The following is a 21,675-nucleotide window of genomic DNA, read 5'->3' on the forward strand; positions in this document are numbered from 1 at the left end:
TCGGATACTGTGGACCTCGTGGACGACGCCTGGACGCACACCGACGAGGAGCTGCTGCTCACCGTCGGCTCGCTCCAGCGCGCGATCGACGAGGCGTCCGCGGCGCTGGTCCCGCTCGTCGCGGAGGTCGCGTCGCGCGGCCTGGCCGAGGCCCAGGGGTACCGCGACGTCGCGCACCTCCTGCGGTCGGTGCAGAACGTGTCGCTGCGGACGGGGCGGGCGCGGGTCCGCGCCGCCGAGCAGCTCGCGCCGACCGTGCTGATCACCGGGCAGCAGGTCGATCCGCGGCTGCCCGCGCTGGCGGCGGCCTTCGGGCGGGCGGAGGTGTCCGCCGAGCACGTGGACGTGATCCAGCGGGTGCTGGCGGCGCTGCCGCCGCACCTCGACGAGCACCGCGCGCCGCTCGAGGCCGATCTCGTCGAGCACGCGCGGGGACTGGACCCCGACGGCGTCGAGAAGCTCGGCAGGCGCGCACTCGCCCTGCTCGATCCCGACGGCCCCCGGCCGCGCGAGCCGCACCCGACCCGCAACCGGCTGACCCTCCGGCCGCAGGGGAGCGGGTTCGCGGCGCGTGGCTGGTTCGACACGGAGTCCGCGGCCGTGCTGCGGACCGCACTGTCACCGCTGAGCGCGCCGGTCCCGCCGGTCGAGGCCGGGTGCGACGACGCGGGCGAGCCGATCGGGCGCGACGAGCGCTCGGCCGCCGAGCGCAACGGCGACGGCCTGGTCGAGCTCGCCCGGATGACGATCGCGACCGGCGCGCTCGGCTCGGAGCGCGGGCAGGAGGTGCGGGTGACCGTCACCGTGCCGCTGGAGGCGCTGACCACCGGCCGCGGGGCCGCGCAGCTCGGGTTCGGCGACGGGCTCCTCACCGGAGCGGTCGACGCGGGCGCCGCGCTGCGGCTCGCCTGCGACGCGGAGGTCGTCCCGGTCGTGCTCGGCACGCACGGGGAGCCGCTGTTCGTCGGGCGGGGGAACCGGCTCGCGAACCGGGGCCAGCGCCGGGCGCTCGCCCAGCGCGACGGGGGATGCGCCTTCCCCGGTTGCGACCGGCCGCCGCAGTGGTGCTCCGCGCACCACGTCGAGCACTGGGCCGACGGCGGTCCGACCGATCTGGACAATCTGGTGCTCTTGTGCGGGCACCACCACTCGATGATCCACAAGGGCGACTGGACGGTCACGATGGACGGTGGGTTCCCGCTGTTCCATCCGCCGCCGTGGGTGGCGGGTGGATCGCGACGGAACCCGGTGCACCGGGCGGAGCTGGTCGGGAGGGTGGCGGAGCTGTGTCCTCAGTAGGCGCCGCGGCCGCGCAGCACCGCGCCGAACGTCTTCCAGACGATCAGCAGGTCCAGCGCCACCGACCAGTTCTCCACGTAGCGCAGGTCGAGCCGGACCGACTCCTCCCAGGTGAGCGAGCTGCGGCCGCTGACCTGCCACAGACCCGTCATGCCGGGACGGACCAGCAGGCGGCGGCGGGCGTCGTCGGCGTAGGCGGCGACCTCGCGCGGCAGCGGCGGGCGCGGGCCGACCAGGCTCATCGAGCCGTTCAGCACGTTCAGCAGCTGCGGCAGCTCGTCGAGCGAGTACTTCCGCAGGAGGGCGCCCACGGGTGTGACGCGCGGGTCGCGGCGCATCTTGAACAGCGGGCCGGCGCCGTCGTTCTGCCGGGCCAGGTCGGTCAGCCGGGCCTCGGCGTCGGTGACCATGGAGCGGAACTTGACCATCCGGAAGGTCCGGCCGTGGGTGCCCACCCGTTCCTGCGTGAAGAACACCGGACCGCGGTCGTGCAGCTTCACCAGCAGCGCGACCGTGAGGAACACCGGGGCGACGAGCAGCAGGATCAGCCCGGCCGCGACCTTGTCCGTCGTGTGCTTGACCGCCTTCGCGATCCCGGAGAACCGCGGCTCGGACAGCCGCAGCAGAGGCAGCCCGTCGACCGGGCTGATGTGCATCCGCGGGCCGGCGATCTCCATCAGGCCCGGGTCGACGGCCAGCTCCGTCCGGCTGCCCTCCAGGTCCCAGGCGAGCCGGTGCAGCCGGGCCGGGCCCCAGCCGGGCGCCCGGCAGACGGCGACGACGCCGTGCTCCCCGGTCGTGGCCAGCGCGGGCACCGAGTCCAGGTCGCCCACCACCGGGGCGCCCTCGACGTCGTGACCGCCGCCGGTCCCGGTACCGGTCGGCGTGCAGACGCCGGTGACGCGCCAGCCGAAGTACGGGTCCCGCCGGGTGCGGCGGATCAGGTCGGAGACGGCGTCGTCCGAGCCGACGGCGAGCACCGGCAGCAGTCCGCGGCCGCGTCCGCGCTGGTGGTGCAGGCACTTGCGCAGCACGAACCGGGACGCGAGCAGCGCCACCCCGGTGAGGGGGACGAGCAGGAAGACCCACTCCCGCGACGACTGCACCATCATCGACAGCCCGCCGAGGGCGAGGACCACGTCGGCCAGGACCACCGCGCGTCCCAGCCGGACGAACTCGGCCGAGCCCTGGCCGAGCACCCGGCCGTCCCACGCGCGGCAGACCGGCAGGGCCACCGCGAGCAGGCCCGCGGCGATCACCCCGCTCCACAGCCGGGCGCGGTCGGCCGCGTCGAGGCCGGTGAGCCCGGCGAGCACGCTGAGTGTGACCGTCAGGGCGATCACCGCCAGGTCGCCGGACGCGACGGCGAGCGAGAACCGGCGCTGCCACCGCGGGGCGCCCGGCAGCACGGACGGGCGGCGCCGCTGCTGCGGCACCGTGATCCGGGTGACCCCGGGCCCGTGGGAGACGTCCGGAATCGCGCTCACGAGAGTCGGCTCCTCAGGGGCAGGGCCGGCGGCGCCGCTGGGGTCGGGCCGTCCGGCGGGCGCCCGTCCGCGGGCACCGTGACAGCCGGTCCATCGGCGTCCGGGATCTTCGCGTTACCCGGTCGGGTGATGACCGCGCGTTGCGCTCGTCACGATGCGGAGGGCGGATGCAACGGGTGGGTCCGGATGGGCGACGCTGAGGGTATGGACATCCACCCGACCCCGCTCCCCGGATCGGCGTTGATCGACCTCAAGCGCCTCGAGGACGACCGCGGGTTCTTCGCTCGCGCGTTCTGCGAGCAGGAGTTCCTCGACGCCGGGCTGGACCCGACGATCACCCAGTGCAACCTCTCGTACAACCACGAGGCGGGCACCCTGCGCGGCTTCCACTACCAGCTGGAGCCCAACGCCGAGGTCAAGGTCATCCGCTGCGTCCGCGGCGCGATCTTCGACGTGATCGTCGACCTGCGCCCGGACTCCGACACCTACCTGCAGTGGTTCGGGGCGGAGCTGTCCCAGGACAACTACAAGGCCATGTACGTGCCGCGGAACTTCGCGCACGCCTACCTGACCCTCACCCCGGACGCGACGACGATCTACCAGGTCTCGACGCCCTACACCCCGGGCGCCGAGCGGGGCCTGCGCTGGAGAGACCCGACGATCGGCGTCGAGTGGCCCGTCGAGGTCGCGCACATCTCCGACAAGGACGCCGCCTGGCCGCTCGTGTCCGAGAACCCGGACTTCGCCGGCACCCTGGCGGAGGCCCGCTGATGCTGATCCTCGACACCGCGCTCGCCCGCCGTGCCGCCGAGAACCGGCCGATCCGGGTCGGGCTGGTCGGCGCCGGGTTCATGGGCCGTGGCCTGGTCAACCAGATCGTCAACTCGACGCCCGGGATGGACGTCGTCGCGATCGCCAACCGGACCGTGCCGACCGCCGTCCGCGCCTACACCGAGGCCGGGCTGGAGCCGGTGGAGGTCTCGACGACCGCGCAGGTCGAGGCCGCGGTCGCGGCCGGGACCCCGGCGGTGCTGGGCGACGCGTTCGCGCTGCTCGCCGCGGAGAACATCGACGTGCTCGTCGACGTCACCGGCGCGGTCGAGTTCGGCGCGCACGTCACCGTCGCCGCCATCGAGCGCGGACTCCCGGTCGTCACCATGAACGCGGAGCTCGACGGCACCGTCGGGCCGCTCCTCGCGCACCGGGCGCGGGCCGCCGGCGTCGTCCTGACCGGGGCCGACGGCGACCAGCCGGGCGTCCAGGGGAACCTGCTGCGGTTCGTGAAGGGCATCGGCGTCACGCCGCTCGTCGCGGGCAACATCAAGGGCCTGCAGGACGAGTACCGCACCCCGACCACGCAGCAGGCGTTCGCCGAGAAGTGGGGCCAGGACCCCTACATGGTCACCAGCTTCGCCGACGGCACCAAGGTGTCGTTCGAGCAGGCGATCGTCGCGAACGCGCACGGCTTCACCGTCGGGCAGCGCGGGATGTACGGCCGCGACCACGCCGGCCACGTCGACGAGCTGACGCAGGTCTACGACGTCGACGAGCTGCGCGAGCTGGGTGGCGTCGTCGACTACGTGGTCGGCGCCAAGCCGGGCCCGGGCATCTACGTCCTCGGCACGCACGACGACCCGAAGCAGCGGCACTACCTGAACCTGTACAAGCTGGGCGAGGGCCCGCTGTACAGCTTCTACACGCCCTACCACCTGTGCCACTTCGAGGTCCCGAACACGATCGTGCGGGCGGTGGACTTCGCGGACGCCGCGCTGGCACCGACCGGTGGGCAGCGGGTCGACGTCGTCGCCACCGCCAAGCAGGACCTGAAGGCCGGGCACACCGTCGACGGGCTGGGTGGCTACGACACCTACGGCGTCGCGGAGTCCTCGCCGGTGACGCGGTCGGAGCGGCTGCTGCCGATGGGCGTCGCCGAGGGGTGCGTGCTCACCCGGGACGTCGCAAAGGACGCGGTGCTCACCTACGACGACGTGACGCTGCCGCCGGGGCGGTTGATCGACTCGTTGCGGGAGGAGCAGGAGAAGCTCTTCTCCTGAGTGCACGGTCGGTGGGTCCCCGGCCCGGCGCCGGGGACCTGACCAGCCGTCCCAGGGTCCTGGCGATGATCGTCATGTCGCCGCGGACCGACCAGGAGCGGACGTAGCCGAGCTCGAGATCGAGCTTCGCCGGCAGCAGCTCGCCGAGGTAGTAGGCCTCGACGTCGTCCGGCCGGGCCCGTTCGATGAAGACCTGTTCGTCGCCGAAGTCGAGGTAGGCGACACTCGTCATGCCGGGGCGCACGGACCAGACGGCTCGTTGCCGCTCGGTGTAGGACCGCGCGTACCGCGGATCCTCCGGGCGCGGCCCGACGATGCTCATGTCGCCGCGCAGCACGTTGAGGACCTGCGGGAGCTCGTTGAGCTTCGTCGAGCGCAGGACGCGCCCGACCGGCGTGATCCGGGGGTCGCCCTCCCTCGTCACCCGTGGCCCCGAGTCGCCCGGCCGCATCGTGGCGAACTTGAACATGGTGAACCGGCGTCCGTGCAGCCCGACCCGTTGCGCACGGTAGAACACCTCGCTCCCGCTGACCGTCAGGACCACGGCGACCGTCAGCAGGACCGGCAGGACGAGTGGCAGCGCGACCACACAGAGCAGGACGTCCAGTGCGCGTTTGGCCGCTGCCCTGCACCGGTGGCGGAGCCCGGGGCCGCGGTGCCCCGGGACGTCGTGCGACCGGTCGGGCAGGTCGGCCGGGGCGAGCGAACGGACCAGCTCGGCGAGTGGCGGGACGACGAGGACGGACAGGCCTGCCGCGTCGGCGTCCGCGGAGACGGCCTGCACCGCGGTGTCGTCGGAGGTGGCCACGACCAGGAGATCGGCGCCGTAGCGCTCGGCCAGTGCCGTGGCGCCCTCACCCGAGCGAGCGGTGCCGAGGCCGGCGATCCGACGCCGCGTCCCGTCCCCACCGAGCGTGGCGACGGGGAGGATTCCCCAGCTCGAGTCGCGCAGCATCGACCGCACGAGGTAGTCGGCGTCGTCCCCGGATCCCACCACCACGGCTCGGCGCGTCCGGCGCGGATCGGTGGGATCGGGACGGTCGATCCGCGCGTGCAGCGCCGCCCTCGCCCCCACGAGTAGCAACGCCGCGATCGGGATCGCGATCAACGGTGTCGAGCGTGGCACGGGGGGTGGGTCCTGCAGCACCGTCAGGGCGAACACCACGAGACCGACCGCGAACACCGAGAGGATCAGCCTGCCGCCGTCGCCGGCGGCGGCGCGCCCGGCCGTGTACGACCTGCGGCAGACACCGACCAGCACCTGCACGCCGGCGGCCACCACCGACATCCACAGCAGACCCGAGAGGTCGATCTCCGCCAGCGCCAGCTCGTAGCGGAGGAGCACCGCGACCACGAGCGCCGCGCACCACCCGATCACGTCCGTGGCGACCGCCACCCCGACGTAGGCACGATCACCGGCGACGCCCCGGCGGGCGGGCGCGAGCGGTCCGATCAGGAGCTCGTTCGACATGACACCTCACGTACGGGCGTGCGATCTGCGTGACGGGAGGCGACTCGCTTCCCACGCATTCGTGTTACACAGTGGCCGGATCTGGATCGAAAAACCTCTCTCCCATGTCGACGAAAAGTAGTTGATCGACACTCGTAACACCTGCCGGTCGACTTTCGAGTGCCCCGTCGTCCGAGGATCCCCAGGGGAGGAAAGATGTCGAATCTCAGCGCCGTGATCCAGGCCGGTGGCCGCGGCACTCGTCTCGCTCCGTATTCGACCGTTCTGCCCAAGGCATTGATGCCGGTGGGGGACGGTTGTGTCATCGACAATCTGCTCGCGCAGTTCGCGGCTGCCGGGGTGAAGAGGGTGTCGATCACCGTCAGCGCCTTCGGGCCGCTGATCCGCAGCTACTGCGGCGACGGTGAGCGGTGGGGGCTGGACATCGAGTACATCTCCGAGGACGAGCCACTCGGGACCATCGGCCCGCTCAACGCATTGCGCCACACGGTCCAGGACCCCTTCTTCGTCACGAACTCGGACGTCTTCACCGACGTGGACCTCGATTCCGTGCTCACCGAGCACCAGAAGCAGGAATCCCCACTCACCGTGGTCGTGACGCGGCAGAGTGTGAACATCGCCTACGGGGTTCTCGAACACCGCGGCGGACTGGTCACCGACTTCCGGGAGAAGCCGACCGAGCAGTTCTCCGTCAGTACCGGCATCTACCTGATGGAGCCCTCCATCTTCGACTTCATCCCGGAGAGCGGACCGTTCGGCTTCGACGAGCTGATGCGGACCATGCTGACCATGGACATGCCGGTGCACGTCTACGAGCACTCCGGCTCGTGGATCGACATCGGACGGGTCGAGGACCTGCGCCGGGCGCAGGAGCACGCCGAGCTGATGATGCGGGCGCCCGCGTGACGTCCGTCGCCGACCTCCCGATGATCGAGCTCGGAGCACCGGTCCTGGGGGACGCCGAGAAGCAGGCGCTGCACGAGGTGATCGACGACGGCTGGCTCACGATGGGCGGCCGGGTCCGCAGGTTCGAGCAGGCGTTCGCCGAGATGCACGGCACGGACGACGCGATCGCCGTCCACTCCGCGACGTCGGCACTGCAGCTGGCACTGGCCGCGGTCGGCGTCGGCCCGGGGGACGAGGTGCTCCTCCCGTCGCTGACCTTCGTGGCGACGGCGAGCGTGGTGCTGCACGCCGGCGCGACGCCGGTCTTCGTCGACATCGACTCGCCGGAGCGGCCGCACCTGTCGATCGAGGACGCGCGGCGGCGGATGACGGCCCGCACCCGGGCCGTGATCGTCATGCCGTACGGCGGGTACGCGGTCGACGCCCCGGTGTGGCGCCGGTTCGCGGACGAGCACGGGGTGGCACTGGTCGAGGACGCGGCGCACGCGGCGGGTCTTCCCGGCCACGTCGCCCGCGTCGCCGACGCCTCGGCGTTCAGCTTCTTCTCGAACAAGAACATGACGACCGCCGAGGGTGGGATGCTCGTCGTCGCCGACCCCGACGCACGGGAGCACGTGCGCCTGCTGCGCGCCCACGCGATGACGGCGAGCACCCTGGACCGGGACAAGGGTCATCGGACCGGCTACGACGTCGTCGACTGCGGTCACAACTTCCGGATGGACGAGCTGCGTGCTGCCCTGGGGCTCGTACAGCTCCCGCGGCTCCTCGGGTGGAACGCCACCCGGCGGGAGCTGACCGGGCGGTACCGCTCCGTCCTGGCCGAGGTCCTCCCGCAGTGCCGGGTCCCGTTCGAGCCGGACCATCCGACCGCCGCGCACCTGCTGCCGGTGCTGCTGCCACCTGGCACCGACCGGGCCGAGGTGGCCGCGGCGATGCGGGTGGCCCGGGTGCAGACCAGTGCGCACTACCCGCCCGTGCACCGGTTCTCGTACTACCGCGACCGCTACGGGGACGTGGTGCTGCCGAAGACCGAGGAGTTCCACGACCGGGAGCTGACGCTCCCGCTCCACCCGCGACTCACCCCGGGCGACGTCGAACGGGTCGTGGCGGCCCTCGCCGGGGCGCTCGACCCGGCGGAAACACCCGAGACACCCGGGACACCCGACCTGATCGGCACGACAGAGAGGAAGGCCGGATGACACCGGACCTCCACGACCGCACCGTCCTCGTCGTCGGCGGTGCCGGCTACGTCGGATCCGTCCTGAGCTCCCGGCTCCTGGACGCGGGTGCGCGGGTACGGGTACTCGACCAGCTGGTCTACGACAACGGGTTCGCCCTGCACCACCTGCTCGACCACCCCCGGTTCGCCTTCACCCGGGGGGACGTGCGGGACCGGGGAGCGGTGACCGCTGCCGCGACCGGGGCCACCGACGTGGTGCTGCTCGCGGCGCTCGTCGGGGACCCGGTCTGCAAGCGCTACCCCGAGCTGGCGGAGCAGGTGAACCACGACGCGGCGGTGCGGCTGCACGACTCGCTGTCCGATCTCGGGGTCCAGCGGTTCGTCTTCACCTCCACGTGCAGCAACTACGGGATCCACGACACGTCCACGTTCGCCGACGAGACCAGCGACCTCAATCCCCAGTCGCTCTACGCCGAGACGAAGATCGCGGTCGAGAAGCACGTCCTCGCGCGGGCGTCGCAGACGGCGACGACCGGCACGGTCCTGCGGGTCGCCACCGCGTACGGCCTCTCACCGCGGGCCCGGTTCGATCTGACGGTGTCCCAGTTCACCCGCGAGCTCGCCGCCGGGGGCGAGCTCGTCGTCTACGACGCCGACACGTGGCGCCCCTACTGCCACGTCCAGGACCTGTCGTCGGCGGTCCTGACGGTCCTCGACGCACCCCGGGACCTGGTGCACGGCGAGGTCTTCAACGTCGGGGACGCCGACCAGCAGTTCACCAAGAGGATGATCGTCGACGAGGTGCTCAAGCACGTCGACGGCGCGACGGTCACCTACCGCGAGGGCGACACCGATCCGCGCAACTACCGGGTCGCGTTCGACAAGATCTCCTCGACGCTGGGGTTCCGGACCCGGCACACCGTCCAGGACTACGTGGGTGCCCTCACGTCCGCGGTCCAGGCGGGCATCTTCACGGACGTGCGTGCCGGCGACCCGCGGTACGGCAACTACGCCGTCGCGCACCTCGAGTAGCAGATCGCCGGCAGGGGAACGCGATGGGCGGGCGGGGTCACCGTCCGCCCATCGCCAGCTCCGCGAGGTCCGCGCGGGCCGCGTCCAGCGCCGCCGGGTCCCGGCTCCAGTTCCGCCAGTCCGGCGCCACGCGGCGTACGACGGCGTCCACCGCGGCGTCCCCGGCGACGCTGCGGGCCAGCTCGGCGTACCCGTAGTCCTCGATGCCGTCACGGATCCACTTGAGCCGCAACGACGGTGCGGCGCCGTCCGGGAGCCCGACCGGACCGCCGGGGTAGACCAGCATCCCGTCGCCGGGGTAGCGGCCGTCGTACATGACGGCCGTCTCCCACGGATCGCCGTCGCCCCAGTCGTCGACCCGCCAGTAGAGCGACCCCGTGTAGCCGAGGCCCTGGTTGAGGAACCCCGGCATCGCGCGGAAGCCGACGGGGTCCGCACCGATCAGCCACTTCGGCGAGTAGTCGTCCTGGGCGAGAGCGGTGTAGGACCAGACCTGCATGCCGCGGGCGACCGCCTCCGCGGCCGTCGCGGGGTCGTGGTCCATCGGCAGCGACGCCCACACGTCGACCACCGGTGAACCGGTGCCGTCGTCGAACAGGAGCGGGTCCGGCGCCATGGTGACCAGCTGACGGACACCCGCCCGGTGCACGGCCCGCGCCCAGTCGCGTAGCGCCGGGTACAGCGCCGCGACGTCGTCGCAGTCGTCGATCTCGTCCGCGGTGTAGTTGTAGAGCAGCGCCCCGGCGGGAGCCCGCCGTACGGTCTCGGCGATCTCCTCCGGCGGGGGCGGTGGCCGCATCGTGCACGTCTCGCGGTCGGCGCCGCTGTAGAACCCGGTGTTGGCGGCGTTGATCCGGCCCCCGTCACGCAGCGAAGGGTCCAGTTCGGTCACCGGGACTCCCGGCATGGCGCCGTGACGGAGCAGCTCCGCGTCGACCGACGCCAGCCCGCCGGCGCTGAGGAAGGCTCCCGCGAGCGCGGGCCGGGCGGGCAGAGTCAGGTCGAGGACGGTGAGCTCGACGTCACCGGTGACGGTGCCACCGTCGGTCCGCAGCGTGTATCCGGTCCGGTAGACGCCCGGGGCCGCATCGCGGGGGACGGTGATGTCCACCCAGTACGGCTGGCTGCGGTGTGGCGGGACGGACACCCCCCGGGCGGGGACGTCCCCGCTCAGGGCCTCTCCGGTGACGGGATCGGTGAAGGGGACCAGACCGTCCGGGTACTCGCCGGGACCGTCGGTGCCGGACACCGGCAACGTGGCCGGGACGGACACGAACTGCTCCCGGTACAGCGAGACCGACGTGTCCGGGAGCCTGGCACCGCCGGGGCCCGCCGGCGGTGCCAGCTCCAGATCGACCCCGTGCAGCGGCCGGCTCCCACCGGTGACGACGATCTGGAACGACTCGGTCTCACCGCGGGCCGCGGTCACCTCTGCCGAGGTCGAGGCGCCGGGAGGAGCATCGCCCGGCACCCGGGTGAGTGCGTCCTCCACCCAGGCCGTGGGCGGTCCGGGTGGCGTCGGCGGTCCGGACGGGAGGGCCGTGACGAGTAGGACGCCGACGGCGCCCGCCGCGACCACTCCGGCACCGGCGATCAGTGACCGGCGCCGGACCGTCACCGGTCGGTCTCACCGATGTAGACGATGCCCTCGGTCCGGCCGCCGGTCGCCCGCAAGGTCTCGTCCGCGCGCTGCAGCTCGTCGCGCCGGCTCCGCTCCGACACGACCAGGATGGTCGCGTCGGCCGACCGTGAGACCAGGGCGGCGCCCGGGTCCTCGCCGAGCGGGTCGCAGAGCAGGACCACCACGTCGACGGTCTTCTCGAGCTCCTCGAGCAGGCGGCCGAACGCCCGGCCGGACAGGAGGTCGACCGTCGAACCCGGGGCCTCGCCGGGGGAGAGGACCGACAGGCCCGGGGTGCCGTCCACCGGGACGAGAGCGTCCGCCAGGGTCGCCTGCCCCGCCAGCACGGTGGTGAGCCCCGGGGAGGATCCCTCCGTGCCGTCGAACTCGGCCCGCACCACGGTTGCCGTCGCGCCGGTGCGGGCGAAGCTGGTCGCGAGCCCGGTCGCCACCGCCCGCGCCTCGCTCCGATCGGCGGACCCGGTGGCGCAGACCAGCACGCTGCCACGGACCTTGTCCCGGTCGCCGGGCAACACGAGGGCGCGGATCATGGCGATGGACTCCCCACCGTCGGCCCGCCGGGGGCGCCGCCGACGCGCCCACCACCGGCCCGGCCGCCGTCCCGCGCCGGAGCCGGGGCCGGACGGCGGGACCGTCCCGAACAACGGGGCCCGCAGGCTGTGCGCGGCGTACGCCGCGGACGGCACGTGCGGGTCGAGGCCCGCCACCGCTCCGGCCAGACCGGCCCCTGCGACGAGACCGATCGCAGCAGCAGCGGCGGCGTACAGCCACACCATGGACGACGCAGGTGCATCCGCGACCACCGTGTCGAGCACGACCGGGCGGGGTCCGGACTGGATCGACGTCGACGTCGTCGCGGTCAGCGCGTCCTGATAGGTCGAGAGATCCTCCTGCAGCCGGGTCGCGGCCTGCGGAGGGGCTTGCGGGGAGAGGGAGTCCAGTGCGCTCCTGACCCCGGCGATCGACTGTTCCAGCTCCGCCTCGCTCGCCCGGCGAGCCGCCGACCCGGCCTGCTCACGCAGGCGCACGTAGGCGCCTGCATAGGTCGTCGCGACCCGCTCCGCCTCCTCGGGTGTCGGCGCCGACGCGGACACGGCGAGGACCCAGGTCGACTCGTCCGCCTCGACCGTGACGTCGGGCTGGTAGCCCAGCTCCGCCGCCACCGCCTCCTGGACGTAGCGGCTCTGGACGAACTGGACCTCGGGGCCGACGTCGGCTCCGGACACGAAGACCTCGGTCGAGGCCGAGTAGGCCGGTGGCCGCAGCAGGACGGCCGCGACCGTGACGACGACGAACAGGACCACCACGGCGGCGACGAGCCGGCCGTGCCTGACGAGCGCCCTGCGCCAGAAGGTGATCTCCAGCTCGTCGGGCGATGAGGTCGGGTTCATGCTGATCCGGATTCTGTGCGGTGGGTGGTGAGGATCTCGGTCGAGCGGCGCCGGCCGTTTCGGGTCAGGAGCAGTGACCAGGCGAGAACGCCACCGACCAGGTAGCCGCCGGCCAGGACGGCGGCGGTCCCGGTGGCGCCGTGTCCCGCGGCCACGACGAGCACCAGGACGAGGACGATCGGCACGGTCGTGGCCTGGACGAGCAGGGCCCGGCGCAGCAGGCCCAGCGCGGACGCGGCGACGACGGCCCCGACGAGTACCGCCTCGGCGACCAGCATCATCGCGAGGAAGAACCGCGGGCCGTACGTGCCGTCCCAGTTCGCCCCCAGGAGCCACCGCCCCACCGGGTCGGGCAACAGGACGATCCCGGTGCCCCAGGCCGCGGCGAGTGCGGCCTGGACAGCGGTGACACGGCCGACGAGCCTGCGGACCTCCCCGGCGGAGCCGAGCCGCGTCGCGTCGGGCAGCAGCATCGAGCGGGTACCGAGGATCAGCACACCGAGTGGCCCGAAGAACAGGAACGCCGCTCGCAGCGCGCCGACCTCGGGGAGGGTCGTCACCAGGGGCATCAGGAGGAACGACGCGTCCACCGGCAGACCCGTGAGCATGTGGGTGGCGAGCAACGGCGCGGCGACCGCGCGGTGGATCGCGAACCACCGGTGCGCCACACGGATCCGGAGCCGGACCCGGAGCCGGAACAACGCCATCAGCGCGGCGATGCTGCCGCCGGCACACCATCCGGCCACGGCCGCGATCTCGGACGGCCCACCGGACGCGGCGGCGGCGATCCCGATCGTGCCGAGCTGCAGCACCGCCCACAGGACGTCCGAGAGCGCGGCCTCCTTGGGGACGGCTCGCACCATCGCGATGCCGCGCAGCCCCTCCTGGAGCATGAGCAGCGGCATGGCGAGTGCCATGAGGAGGAACGGGCCCGTCCCGTGCCCGATGAGGAGCACGACCCCTGCGGCGACGAGTCCGAGCACCGTTCCGAACACGAGCGTGTGCGCGAGGGCTTCGCCCTCCTCCCTGCGACGGTCCGCGCTCCGGCGTCCACGCAGGACCGCGAGGACGTCGCTCGACGTGGCGCGCACGACGCCGACGCCGATCGTGTAGAGCACCATGACCACCGCGAACGCGCCGAAGTCGTCCGGCTCGGTCTCGCGGGCCACGAGCAGGGTCAGCAGGAAGTTCGTGCCGGTGTTGACCGCCTGCGACAGGAAACCCCAGTGGGCCTGGCGCAGGTTCGACGTGCCGCTCACCTGGCGGGAACCTCCACGGTCGCGGGCGCTGCGATGGGCGCGGTCGCCGCGGAACCGGTGGTCCGGGACCGCCGGGCGAGCACCGTCGCGACGCCCGCCGCGGCGAAGACCACCCACCAGTGCCGCTGGTAGAACGCCTCGATCCCGAGCGAGACGCCGACCATCACGGCATGCCCGCACAACAGCGCGAGCAGGATCGGCCGCAGCTCGACCGACGCGACGGGCACTGCCGAGTACAGCCGCAGTGCCACCGAGACGATCAGCGCGAGGAACACCGCGAGGCCGATCATCCCGAGGTCGGACAGGAACCACAGCGCCGTGTTGTGCACGACGATGCCGTAGTCGGAGACGTACACGCCGAGACCGATCCCGAACACGGGGCTCTGGACGTAGTCGTGCAGGGCCTCCGCACCGATCACCAGCCGGGAGGAGATCTCGCTCGGCCGGGTCACCAGGGCACCGGCGTCGGGGATCTGCAGCAGCACCAGTGGCGCGAGCGCAGCGACCGGCAACACACCGAGTGCCAGCGTCCGGCCACCGAGACCCGGCCGGACCACGAGCAGGGTCAGCAGACCGAAGGTCAGCCCGATCCAGGACGAGCGCGAGAACGTCAGCAGCAACGTGGCCGGGAGGACCACGTACCCGACCGCCGCCCACCGGCCCGGCAGCAGGGCCGAGGGCGTCCGGGCCGTCAGATGGTGCAGCACCAGCGCCAGCGCGACGAGACCGCCGAAGGCGTTCGCGTCGAGCACCAGACCGGAGATCCGGTCGGCGGGCCACGGATCGTTCATCAGCGGGAGCACCGGCCCGCCGACCATGTTCAGCAGCCGTGCCCCGAGCGCGAGCGTCGCGTGCAGGAGCACGGCGGACACGAACAGCCGGAGGATCCGGTGGAGCCGCTCGGTGTCACGCATGTAGTCGATGAAGCAGGCTCCGGTGACGAGCAGGGCGATCAGCCCGACGTACTTCTGGAGCAGGGCGTACGAGGTCAGCTCACCGGTCCGGACGACGGCGACGAGGCAGCCGAGCCCGAGCAGCGGGACCAACGCCATGTGCCAGACGGTCCAGGCACCGCCCAGGTGCCGGAGCCGGCACGAACGCAGCACCACGTAGAGGGCGATGAACAGGTCGGCCGGAGCGATCTGGCGGTAGTCACCGACCTCGATCTGGATCGGCATCGTGAACAGGTAGGCCCCGAGCAGGATCAGGTCGGGGGACCACACCCGCCGTGTCGCCTGCGTGCTCCGGGCTCCGGCCTCATCCATGGACGTCGACGAATCGCAGCCATCCACCGGGGATCCGGTGGATGTCGGCATGGTGGCCCGTCCCGTCCGACCTGCCGGACGGATGGAGCTGGATCTCGTCGGGCGACTCGCGGTACTCCAGCGGGCTCAGTGTCAGGATCGGCCGGGCCCGGACGCCTGCGCCGTACACCTGCTCGCACGACTGGGTCAGGCGGACCAGCCGTCCGTCCACCTCGACGACGCGGCCTGCCGGCCGGGCCGCGCCCGCGTCGTCCAGCACGATCGGGTTCGAGGGGTGCGGCCGCCAGGGGCCGCGCACCGACGGCGCGACGAACAGGTCCAGCCGGTCGTGGGTGTGGCTCACGCTGCTCTCGGTGAACAGGTAGTACCGGCCGTCGTGGAGCAGCACGGTGCTGTCCTTGTAGGGCTTTCCCTGCAGCAGGATCCGGTCGAGCTCCCAGGCGTGTGGGGTCCCCATGGCCCGGTAGAGCCGCACCGTCCCGTCGAGGCTGGTCTCCGGGATCATGACGATGTCGTCGCCATCGGCGAGGACGTGGGGATAGGACAGATGGAAGTCCTCGCTGAGCACCACACCCCGGTAGCGCCAGTCGGCGAGGTCGTCACTCGTGGCGAGCCCGATCTCCCCGCGCGCCTCGCCCCGCCGGACCTGTTCGAAGAAGAGGTGCCACGTGCCGTCCCGCTCGATCGCGAACGGGTCGGCGACCATGGTGATACCGAGCCGGTCGAGCTCCTCCTCGGAGAAGACCGGGTGCCTGTCCCGGCCGACCGGCGACAGCGGGTCGGTGGTGCGTTCCACGGCGATCCGCCAGGGTGGGAGCCGGGTCGCCGGCCCGCTCAGCGCCGGGGGCACGACGCGCCTGGCGGTGGAGCGCAGCCGCGCCCTGGCGCTGCGCGGGCGCCCCGTGTTCGAGGCCTCGATCCTGCGGTAGAGCGCGACGAGCGGGGCGACGGCGATCGAGGTCGCGTAGTGGTCCTCGACCCGGGCGCGTCCGGCGGCGCCGAGCCGGGCCCGCTCCTCGGGATCCGCGGCGAGCTTCCGGACGGCGGTGCTGAGCGCGGCCGCGTCCCGCGGAGAGACCAGGACGCCGGCCGCTCCACCCGCCACGGCCTCCCTGCTGCCCCGGATGTCCGTCGTCACCAGCGGGACCCCTGCCGACATGGCCTCCAGCACCGAGACCGGCATCCCCTCCCGGTAGGACGGCTGGACGACCAGATCGGCGGCCGCGAGAAGGTCCGGGACGTCGCGGCGCTGCCCGAGCAGCAGGGTCCGCGCGGCCGCCTCCGGGTCGCGCCGGTGCTCCTGTTCGATCCTCGCCAGGACGGACTGGTCCCGTTCGCTCGGCGACACGTCGCCGACGAGCACCAGCCACGCAGGTTGCTCCGCGAGCAGTTCGGAGAACGCGGTCAGGAGCTCCTGGACACCCTTCTCCGCGACCAGCCTGCCGACGAAGACGACGAGGAGCTCTCCGTCGGGGACACCGAGTTCGCGACGGACCGCGTGCCTCCGGGCGGACCCCGGGGCGAACCGTTCGGTGTCGATCCCGACGCCGGGGGTGGCGACGATCCGGGCGGGATCCCTGGCGAACCCGTTCCGGCGCGCGTGCTCGAGATCCTCCGAGTTGACGGTGACGACGTGGTCGGCGAGGTGCCGGTTCAGCAGGCGCTCCGCGGTCTGGTGCACCACCCGGGACGGTCGTGCCATGCCCTCGTGGAAGTAGAAGCCGTGCACGTGGTTGATGACGCACGGGACCGCCGCGAGACGGGCCGCGAGTCGTCCTTGGATCGACGCGAGCGGACCGTGCAGATGGACCACGTCGAAACGCTCTCGCCGCAGGTAGCGGGCCAGTGCGACGATCTCGGTGGTCAGGGCGCGCGCCGTGACCTTGCGGCTGACGCCGATCCTGTGGAGTTCGTGTGCGGTGCCGAGGTGGTGCCGTAGTACGTCGCCGTCGTGGTCCATGATGCTGGCCGCGACCACCTCGTGCCCGTCGCGGTCCAGGGCGTCGAACAGCGGGACCAGGAAGCCGAACGCGGACTCCACACTGGACAGCTGACAGATGCGCACCGGGACAGCTCCTTCGCTCCGGTTTCCGGGCCTGGACACCGGAGCGGCCCGTGCGCGGGCCGCGGCGTCGCCGGAACACTCGTCCCCCGGTGATCGGGTGTTAGCGACGGAGCGGTACGAAGCGGTCGGGGGTCAGCCCGAACCCGAGGTCGTCACCACCGTCGTCGCGGCGACCGTCGTCACCATCGCGATGACCGCCGCGTCGTACTGGGCCTTGACGACCGGATCGTCCTTCAGCCCCTTCGCGATCTCCTTCGCGCGCCGCTGCCCCTCCTTCCGCTGCTGCTTGTCCACCCCGGACAGCGCCGCCGCTGTCTGCGACGTCGTGTGCAGGAGCGTGACCAGCAGCGCGTCGTGGGCGTCCGGGGTGCGGCCGGCGACGAGGATCCCTGCGAGCCGCTCCCGCAGTGCCCGCTCCGGGCCCGGGTCCGCCTCGGGCAGCCGGGTGGTGCGGAACAGCCCGAGGACCCGGCCCTCCTCACTGGTGAGGACGCCGTCGTCCACCAGTCTCGTGGCGACGAGCTCGCTGGGCTTCGTGTGCTTCCACGGCAGGGTGCTCACCCAGTGCGAGACGCTGCGCGGCTTCGCGTCGGCGGTGACCGTCTCCAGGACCGCCTGCAGGGCGGGGTGGTCGGACCGCTCGCCGGTCGGGACGACCTTCTTCGTCCCGTCGACGGTGACGAGGCCTCGCTCGATCAGGTCGCAGAGCAGCGCGCCGTGCAGCCGTCCGGGGTCGAACCACCCGTCGGGCTTGCCGGTCCCGTCGTGCAGGCCGATGAGCAGCAGTTCCTCGCTGAGCAGCAGATCCCCCATACCGGACGACCGTAGCGGGACCGGGCCTCCGGTACCTCCCGTGGCGGGGACGATCTCCTCAGGGCAGGGGCGGACCGACCTCCGGGCGCCCCATCGCCTCGGGGCCCCGCCGGTCGGTCCGGAGCTCCACGCGCACCCGTCGGGCGCCGTCGGTGTTCCCGGCCGCCAACGACGCGCGCAGGTGCAGCGACGCGGTCAGCTCGAAACGGTGCTCGCCGGTCCGGGCCAGCGACAGCAGCCCGATGCCCTCGGGGTTGCCGCGCCCCAGCCCGGTCAGTGACACCGCGACCGGCTCGTCGCCCGGTTCCGGCGCGCGGACGGCCCGGCTGCGCAGGTCCGGGATCCGGGCGAGCGGCGCGCCCGGCGCGTACGGGTCCCGGTGGGCCGAGCCCCCGGACATCGCGCGGAGCAGCTTCGCCGGCGCCGCGAACACCGTCTCGAACAGGGTCGAGCCGGCGACCAGCGACATCGGCGACGACACCACCTCCAGCAGCGGCAGCGACGGCGCGTGCCCCACGTAGCTGGAGTGGATGTCGCCGCCGACGGTGACGGTGGGGCGGCCGTCCCGGGCGGCGACGAGGCCGTCCCAGAACCGGGCGTACTGGTCGGGGTAGTCGGCTACCTGCAGGTCGATCGCCTTCTCCACCCGGGCGCCGAGCGGGCGCTCGCGCAGCCGCGTCCGGTACGGCGGCACCAGCATCGGCTGCGGGGTGACGAGCACGAGGACCGCGGCGTCGGCGGCGATCGCCAGCACCCGGTCGAGGTACTCGGCGTCGACGAACCCGGAGTGGCGGGGGTCGTCCGTGCGCCGGGTCCGGCGGGTGCGGGTGTCGAGCAGGACGATCTGCACCTCGTCGAGGTCGATGCGTTGCACGAGCTGGTTGAGCGGGCGGTGGACCTCGCCGGGCGGACCGTGCCGGGGCGGGCGGAGCGGGTCGGCGGCCGGGTCGTCGTCGAGCTCGCCGCGGGTGATCCGGCCGGTGTCGCGGTCGCGCACGCTGGGGGTCTGGAACGAGCCGTAGAGGTCGAACGCGGCGCGCCCCCAGGTGTCCCACTCGTCGGGGTGCACCGGGTGGTAGCTCTGCACCAGCGGATCCGTGGGCGGCGGGCCGGGATCGGCCGGGCAGGGCACCGGGGCGTCCGGTCCGGCGCGGCGGTGCCGCCACACGGCGAGCCTGCGGAGCAGCCCGCCGCGACCGGCCCGGCCGATGTTGGAGTAGGAGTGCCGCGCGGTGACCGACGCGTGCGGCCAGTTGTTCCAGAACTCGTGGTCGTCGGGCAGGAACCAGTGCGGGCCGTGTCCCAGCAGCTCCCGCATGCCGAGGTGGCGGCGCTCGCCGTAGCGCTGCATGCCCCAGGACGTCCAGTACTCCAGCAGGCCGTAGGTGCGTGGCGTGCTGCGGGCCATCGTCGCGTAGAACTTCGCGGGCGCGTCGGCGTAGACCTGGTCGCCGGTGAGCAGCGCGAGGTCCGGCGCGGCGACGTGGTCGCGCAGGTGCCGGAACGCCGCGTCGAGGGCGTTCGTCGTGTCGGTGTCGGCGTCGTAGCAGGACCCGACGAGCGCGGTCAGCGACCCGCCGACGGCGATCCGCGACGGCAGCGTCCGCACCCGGCAGGACGCCCGGCGGTGCTCCTCGCGCAGCCCCGGCACCGGGGCCAGTTCGACGGCGGCCTCGCCCCACGCGTCGGGCGCCAGCCGGTCGACGACGACGTGGCCGTGGAAGAACCGGGTGCCCGCCCGCCAGCCGGAGACGGCGCGCTCGTCGTCGAAGCCGAAGCGCAGCAGCGTCGTCGTGACCCTGGCGTCGCCGGCCGCTCCGGAGACGGTGACCGTCGCGTCGAGCGTCTCGGCGTCGCAGCCGTGCACCAGTGCGCCGATCCACAGCCGGACCTGCCGGGTCCCGGCGTCCTTGCCGACGACCGAGAGCCCCGGCTCGATGTCGTGTTCCGGGCCGCCGCGGTGCCCGAGCACCCACTGCCCGGCCCGGAACAGGGCGTGCTGGAAGCGCCGTACGGGCGCGGGGGCACCGCTCACACCCCCACCCTGTCAGCCCCGGCGGTCGAACTGCTCCGCCACGCCCACGACGTACTCGCCGTATCCGGAGCCGAGCTGGGCCTCGCCGAGCCGCCGGGCCTGCGCGGCGCCGATGTAGCCCATGCGGAGGGCGACCTCCTCGATGCAGGCGATGCGGACGCCCTGGCGGTTCTCGAGGACGCGGACGTACTGGCCGGCCTCCATGAGGGACTCGTGGGTGCCGGTGTCGAGCCAGGCGAAGCCGCGGCCGAGGTCCTGGAGGTGGGCGCGGCCCTGGTCGAGGTAGGCGCGGTTGACGTCGGTGATCTCGAGCTCGCCGCGGGGGGAGGGCTCGACCGCGGCGGCGATGTCGGCGACGTGCTCGTCGTAGAGGTAGAGGCCGGTGATGGCCCGGTCGGAGCGGGGGTGCTCGGGCTTCTCCTCGAGGGAGACGAGCCGCCCGTCCGGGTCGGCCTCGCCGACGCCGTAGCGGCGGGGGTCGCGGACGGGGTAGCCGAACAGGACGCAGCCGGCCTCGCCGGTGGTCACCTGGGCGACGCGGCGGCGCAGCAGGTCGCCGAAGGACGCCCCGTGGAAGATGTTGTCACCGAGGACGAGTGCCGACGGGCCGCCGCGGACGTGGTCGGCGCCGATGACGAACGCCTCGGCGAGGCCGTTGGGGTGCTCCTGCGGGGCGTAGGTGATCTCCAGGCCGAGCTGCGTGCCGTCGCCGAGGAGCCGCTGGAAGCCGGGCAGGTCGTGCGGGGTGGAGATCAGCAGGATCTCCCGCACGCCGGCCAGCATGAGCGTGGTCAGCGGGTGGTAGATCATCGGCTTGTCGTAGACCGGCAGCAGCTGCTTCGAGACGGCCCGGGTGATCGGCGACAGCCGGCTGCCGGTCCCGCCGGCCAGGACGATCCCCTTCACCGCGGCACCCCGAGGTACCGGTCCAGTCCGTCCCGCCAGGCCGGCATCGAGATCCCGGCTCCGGTCGCCCGGCTCAGGTCCAGCACCGAGTTCGCCGGGCGGCGGGCCAGGTGCGGCTTGTCCGCGGCGTACTCGGCGGTCGACACGGCGCGGACGTCGGCGGGGTCCCGGCCGCACCGGGCGAACACCTCGCCGGCCACCCCGTGCCAGCTGACCGGCTCGCCGTCGCCGGTGACGTGGTAGACGCCCTGCCCGCTCCCGGCCAGCGCGACCAGTGCGGCGGCGAGGTCGGGGGCGAAGGTCGGACGGCCGACCTGGTCGTCGACGACGGCGGGGGAGACGCCGTCGCGGGCCAGCCGGGCCATCGTCGCGACGAAGTTGCCGCCGTCGCCGGCCACCCAGCTGGTGCGGACGACGACGTGCTGCGGGGCGCCCGCCCGCACGGCCAGCTCGCCGGCGGCCTTGGAGGCGCCGTAGACACCCAGCGGCGCGAGCGGGGTGTCCTCGGGCATCGGGCCGGGCGCGGTGCCGTCGAAGACGTACTCGGTGGAGACGTGCACCAGCGTGAACCCGTACTGGGCGGCCGCCGCGGCGAGGTACGCCGGGCCGAGCGCGTTCACCCGCCACGCCGCCGCGGGATCGGTCTCCGCCCGGTCGACGGCGGTGTACGCGGCGGCGTCGAACACGACGTCGACGCCCGAGAAGTCGAACGCGGCGACGGCGGCGGCGTCGCCGACGTCCAGCCCGTCCCTGGTGAGGGCCACGGCATCGGGCAGCGCCGCCGTCAGTGCCCGTCCGAGCTGCCCGTTGGCACCCAGCACGCACGCGCGCACGCGCCCACCTCCTCGCCGTCCGACGGGGCGACTCTGA

Annotated in this window: 17 protein-coding genes; 6 read left to right on the forward strand and 11 right to left on the reverse strand. The window is 73.1% G+C overall.

Going from position 1 to position 21,675, the window contains the following annotated elements; genetic code table 11:
- Window positions 1-18 precede the first annotated feature (18 nt).
- Window positions 19-1,299 carry an HNH endonuclease signature motif containing protein gene (locus AD017_RS19750; protein ID WP_168170451.1) on the forward strand — a complete coding sequence of 427 codons (1,281 nt, stop codon included), beginning with the start codon at window positions 19-21 and terminating at the stop codon, window positions 1,297-1,299.
- Here AD017_RS19750 and AD017_RS19755 read toward each other — a convergent pair.
- Window positions 1,293-2,786 carry a sugar transferase gene (locus AD017_RS19755; RefSeq protein WP_145982541.1) on the reverse strand — a complete coding sequence of 498 codons (1,494 nt, stop codon included), beginning with the start codon at window positions 2,784-2,786 and terminating at the stop codon, window positions 1,293-1,295. The two genes, AD017_RS19750 and AD017_RS19755, sit on opposite strands and share 7 nt — an antisense overlap.
- A gap of 204 nt (window positions 2,787-2,990) precedes the next feature.
- Here AD017_RS19755 and rfbC point away from each other — a divergent pair, with 204 nt between their 5' ends.
- Together rfbC and AD017_RS19765 are read left to right on the forward strand one after the other, a co-directional pair.
- Complete coding sequence (rfbC, locus tag AD017_RS19760; protein ID WP_060575075.1) at window positions 2,991-3,557, forward strand: dTDP-4-dehydrorhamnose 3,5-epimerase; 567 nt, start codon at window positions 2,991-2,993, stop codon at window positions 3,555-3,557.
- Window positions 3,557-4,840, forward strand: a complete 1,284-nt coding sequence (locus tag AD017_RS19765; protein ID WP_060575076.1) for an NAD(P)H-dependent oxidoreductase — start codon at window positions 3,557-3,559, stop codon at window positions 4,838-4,840. The genes rfbC and AD017_RS19765 overlap by 1 nt, the downstream gene beginning before the upstream one ends.
- On the opposite strand, the gene AD017_RS19770 is transcribed toward AD017_RS19765, so the two are convergent.
- Window positions 4,761-6,311 (reverse strand): sugar transferase, encoded by a 1,551-nt coding sequence (locus AD017_RS19770; RefSeq protein ID WP_060575077.1) that lies wholly within the window; start codon window positions 6,309-6,311, stop codon window positions 4,761-4,763. The two genes, AD017_RS19765 and AD017_RS19770, sit on opposite strands and share 80 nt — an antisense overlap.
- A gap of 213 nt (window positions 6,312-6,524) precedes the next feature.
- On the opposite strand from AD017_RS19770, the gene AD017_RS19775 reads away from it, so the two are divergent.
- The 3 genes from AD017_RS19775 to AD017_RS19785 are packed head-to-tail and all read left to right on the forward strand — an operon-like array spanning window position 6,525 to window position 9,429.
- Window positions 6,525-7,217, forward strand: a complete 693-nt coding sequence (locus AD017_RS19775) for a sugar phosphate nucleotidyltransferase (RefSeq protein WP_168170452.1) — start codon at window positions 6,525-6,527, stop codon at window positions 7,215-7,217.
- On the forward strand, window positions 7,214-8,416 hold the full coding sequence (locus AD017_RS19780) for a DegT/DnrJ/EryC1/StrS aminotransferase family protein (protein WP_202968875.1): 1,203 nt from the start codon (window positions 7,214-7,216) through the stop codon (window positions 8,414-8,416). Before AD017_RS19775 ends, AD017_RS19780 begins: the two co-directional genes overlap by 4 nt.
- Entirely contained in the window at window positions 8,413-9,429 is a 1,017-nt protein-coding gene (locus AD017_RS19785; RefSeq protein WP_060575079.1) for an NAD(P)-dependent oxidoreductase, read from the forward strand. The genes AD017_RS19780 and AD017_RS19785 overlap by 4 nt, the downstream gene beginning before the upstream one ends.
- A 37-nt stretch (window positions 9,430-9,466) precedes the next feature.
- On the opposite strand, the gene AD017_RS19790 is transcribed toward AD017_RS19785, so the two are convergent.
- From AD017_RS19790 to rfbD, 9 genes are all read right to left on the reverse strand, one after another.
- Window positions 9,467-11,047: a DUF4091 domain-containing protein gene (locus tag AD017_RS19790; protein WP_060575080.1), complete on the reverse strand. Its 1,581-nt coding sequence runs from the start codon at window positions 11,045-11,047 to the stop codon at window positions 9,467-9,469.
- Complete coding sequence (locus tag AD017_RS19795; RefSeq protein WP_060575081.1) at window positions 11,044-12,462, reverse strand: hypothetical protein; 1,419 nt, start codon at window positions 12,460-12,462, stop codon at window positions 11,044-11,046. The genes AD017_RS19790 and AD017_RS19795 overlap by 4 nt, the downstream gene beginning before the upstream one ends.
- Window positions 12,459-13,721, reverse strand: coding sequence for a hypothetical protein (locus AD017_RS19800; RefSeq protein ID WP_060575082.1), 1,263 nt, complete (start codon window positions 13,719-13,721; stop codon window positions 12,459-12,461). The genes AD017_RS19795 and AD017_RS19800 overlap by 4 nt, the downstream gene beginning before the upstream one ends.
- Entirely contained in the window at window positions 13,718-14,986 is a 1,269-nt protein-coding gene (locus AD017_RS19805; RefSeq protein ID WP_145986085.1) for an O-antigen ligase, read from the reverse strand. The genes AD017_RS19800 and AD017_RS19805 overlap by 4 nt, the downstream gene beginning before the upstream one ends.
- The gene (locus AD017_RS19810; protein ID WP_168170453.1) at window positions 14,979-17,051 is read right to left on the reverse strand and encodes a glycosyltransferase; all 2,073 of its coding nucleotides are present in this window, start codon (window positions 17,049-17,051) and stop codon (window positions 14,979-14,981) included. Before AD017_RS19810 ends, AD017_RS19805 begins: the two co-directional genes overlap by 8 nt.
- Before the next feature lie 132 nt (window positions 17,052-17,183).
- A complete protein-coding gene (locus AD017_RS19815) occupies window positions 17,184-17,864 on the reverse strand; it encodes a GPP34 family phosphoprotein (RefSeq protein ID WP_060575085.1) in 681 nt (226 codons plus the stop codon).
- Window positions 17,865-17,922: 58 nt separating this feature from the next.
- Window positions 17,923-19,899 (reverse strand): hypothetical protein, encoded by a 1,977-nt coding sequence (locus AD017_RS19820; protein WP_060575086.1) that lies wholly within the window; start codon window positions 19,897-19,899, stop codon window positions 17,923-17,925.
- Window positions 19,900-19,911: 12 nt separating this feature from the next.
- Window positions 19,912-20,805: a glucose-1-phosphate thymidylyltransferase RfbA gene (rfbA, locus tag AD017_RS19825; protein WP_010241281.1), complete on the reverse strand. Its 894-nt coding sequence runs from the start codon at window positions 20,803-20,805 to the stop codon at window positions 19,912-19,914.
- Window positions 20,802-21,638, reverse strand: coding sequence for a dTDP-4-dehydrorhamnose reductase (rfbD, locus tag AD017_RS19830; RefSeq protein ID WP_060575087.1), 837 nt, complete (start codon window positions 21,636-21,638; stop codon window positions 20,802-20,804). Before rfbD ends, rfbA begins: the two co-directional genes overlap by 4 nt.
- Window positions 21,639-21,675 lie beyond the last annotated feature (37 nt).

Source organism: Pseudonocardia sp. EC080619-01 (assembly GCF_001420995.1).
In the GTDB taxonomy this organism is placed as follows: Bacteria; Actinomycetota; Actinomycetes; order Mycobacteriales; family Pseudonocardiaceae; genus Pseudonocardia.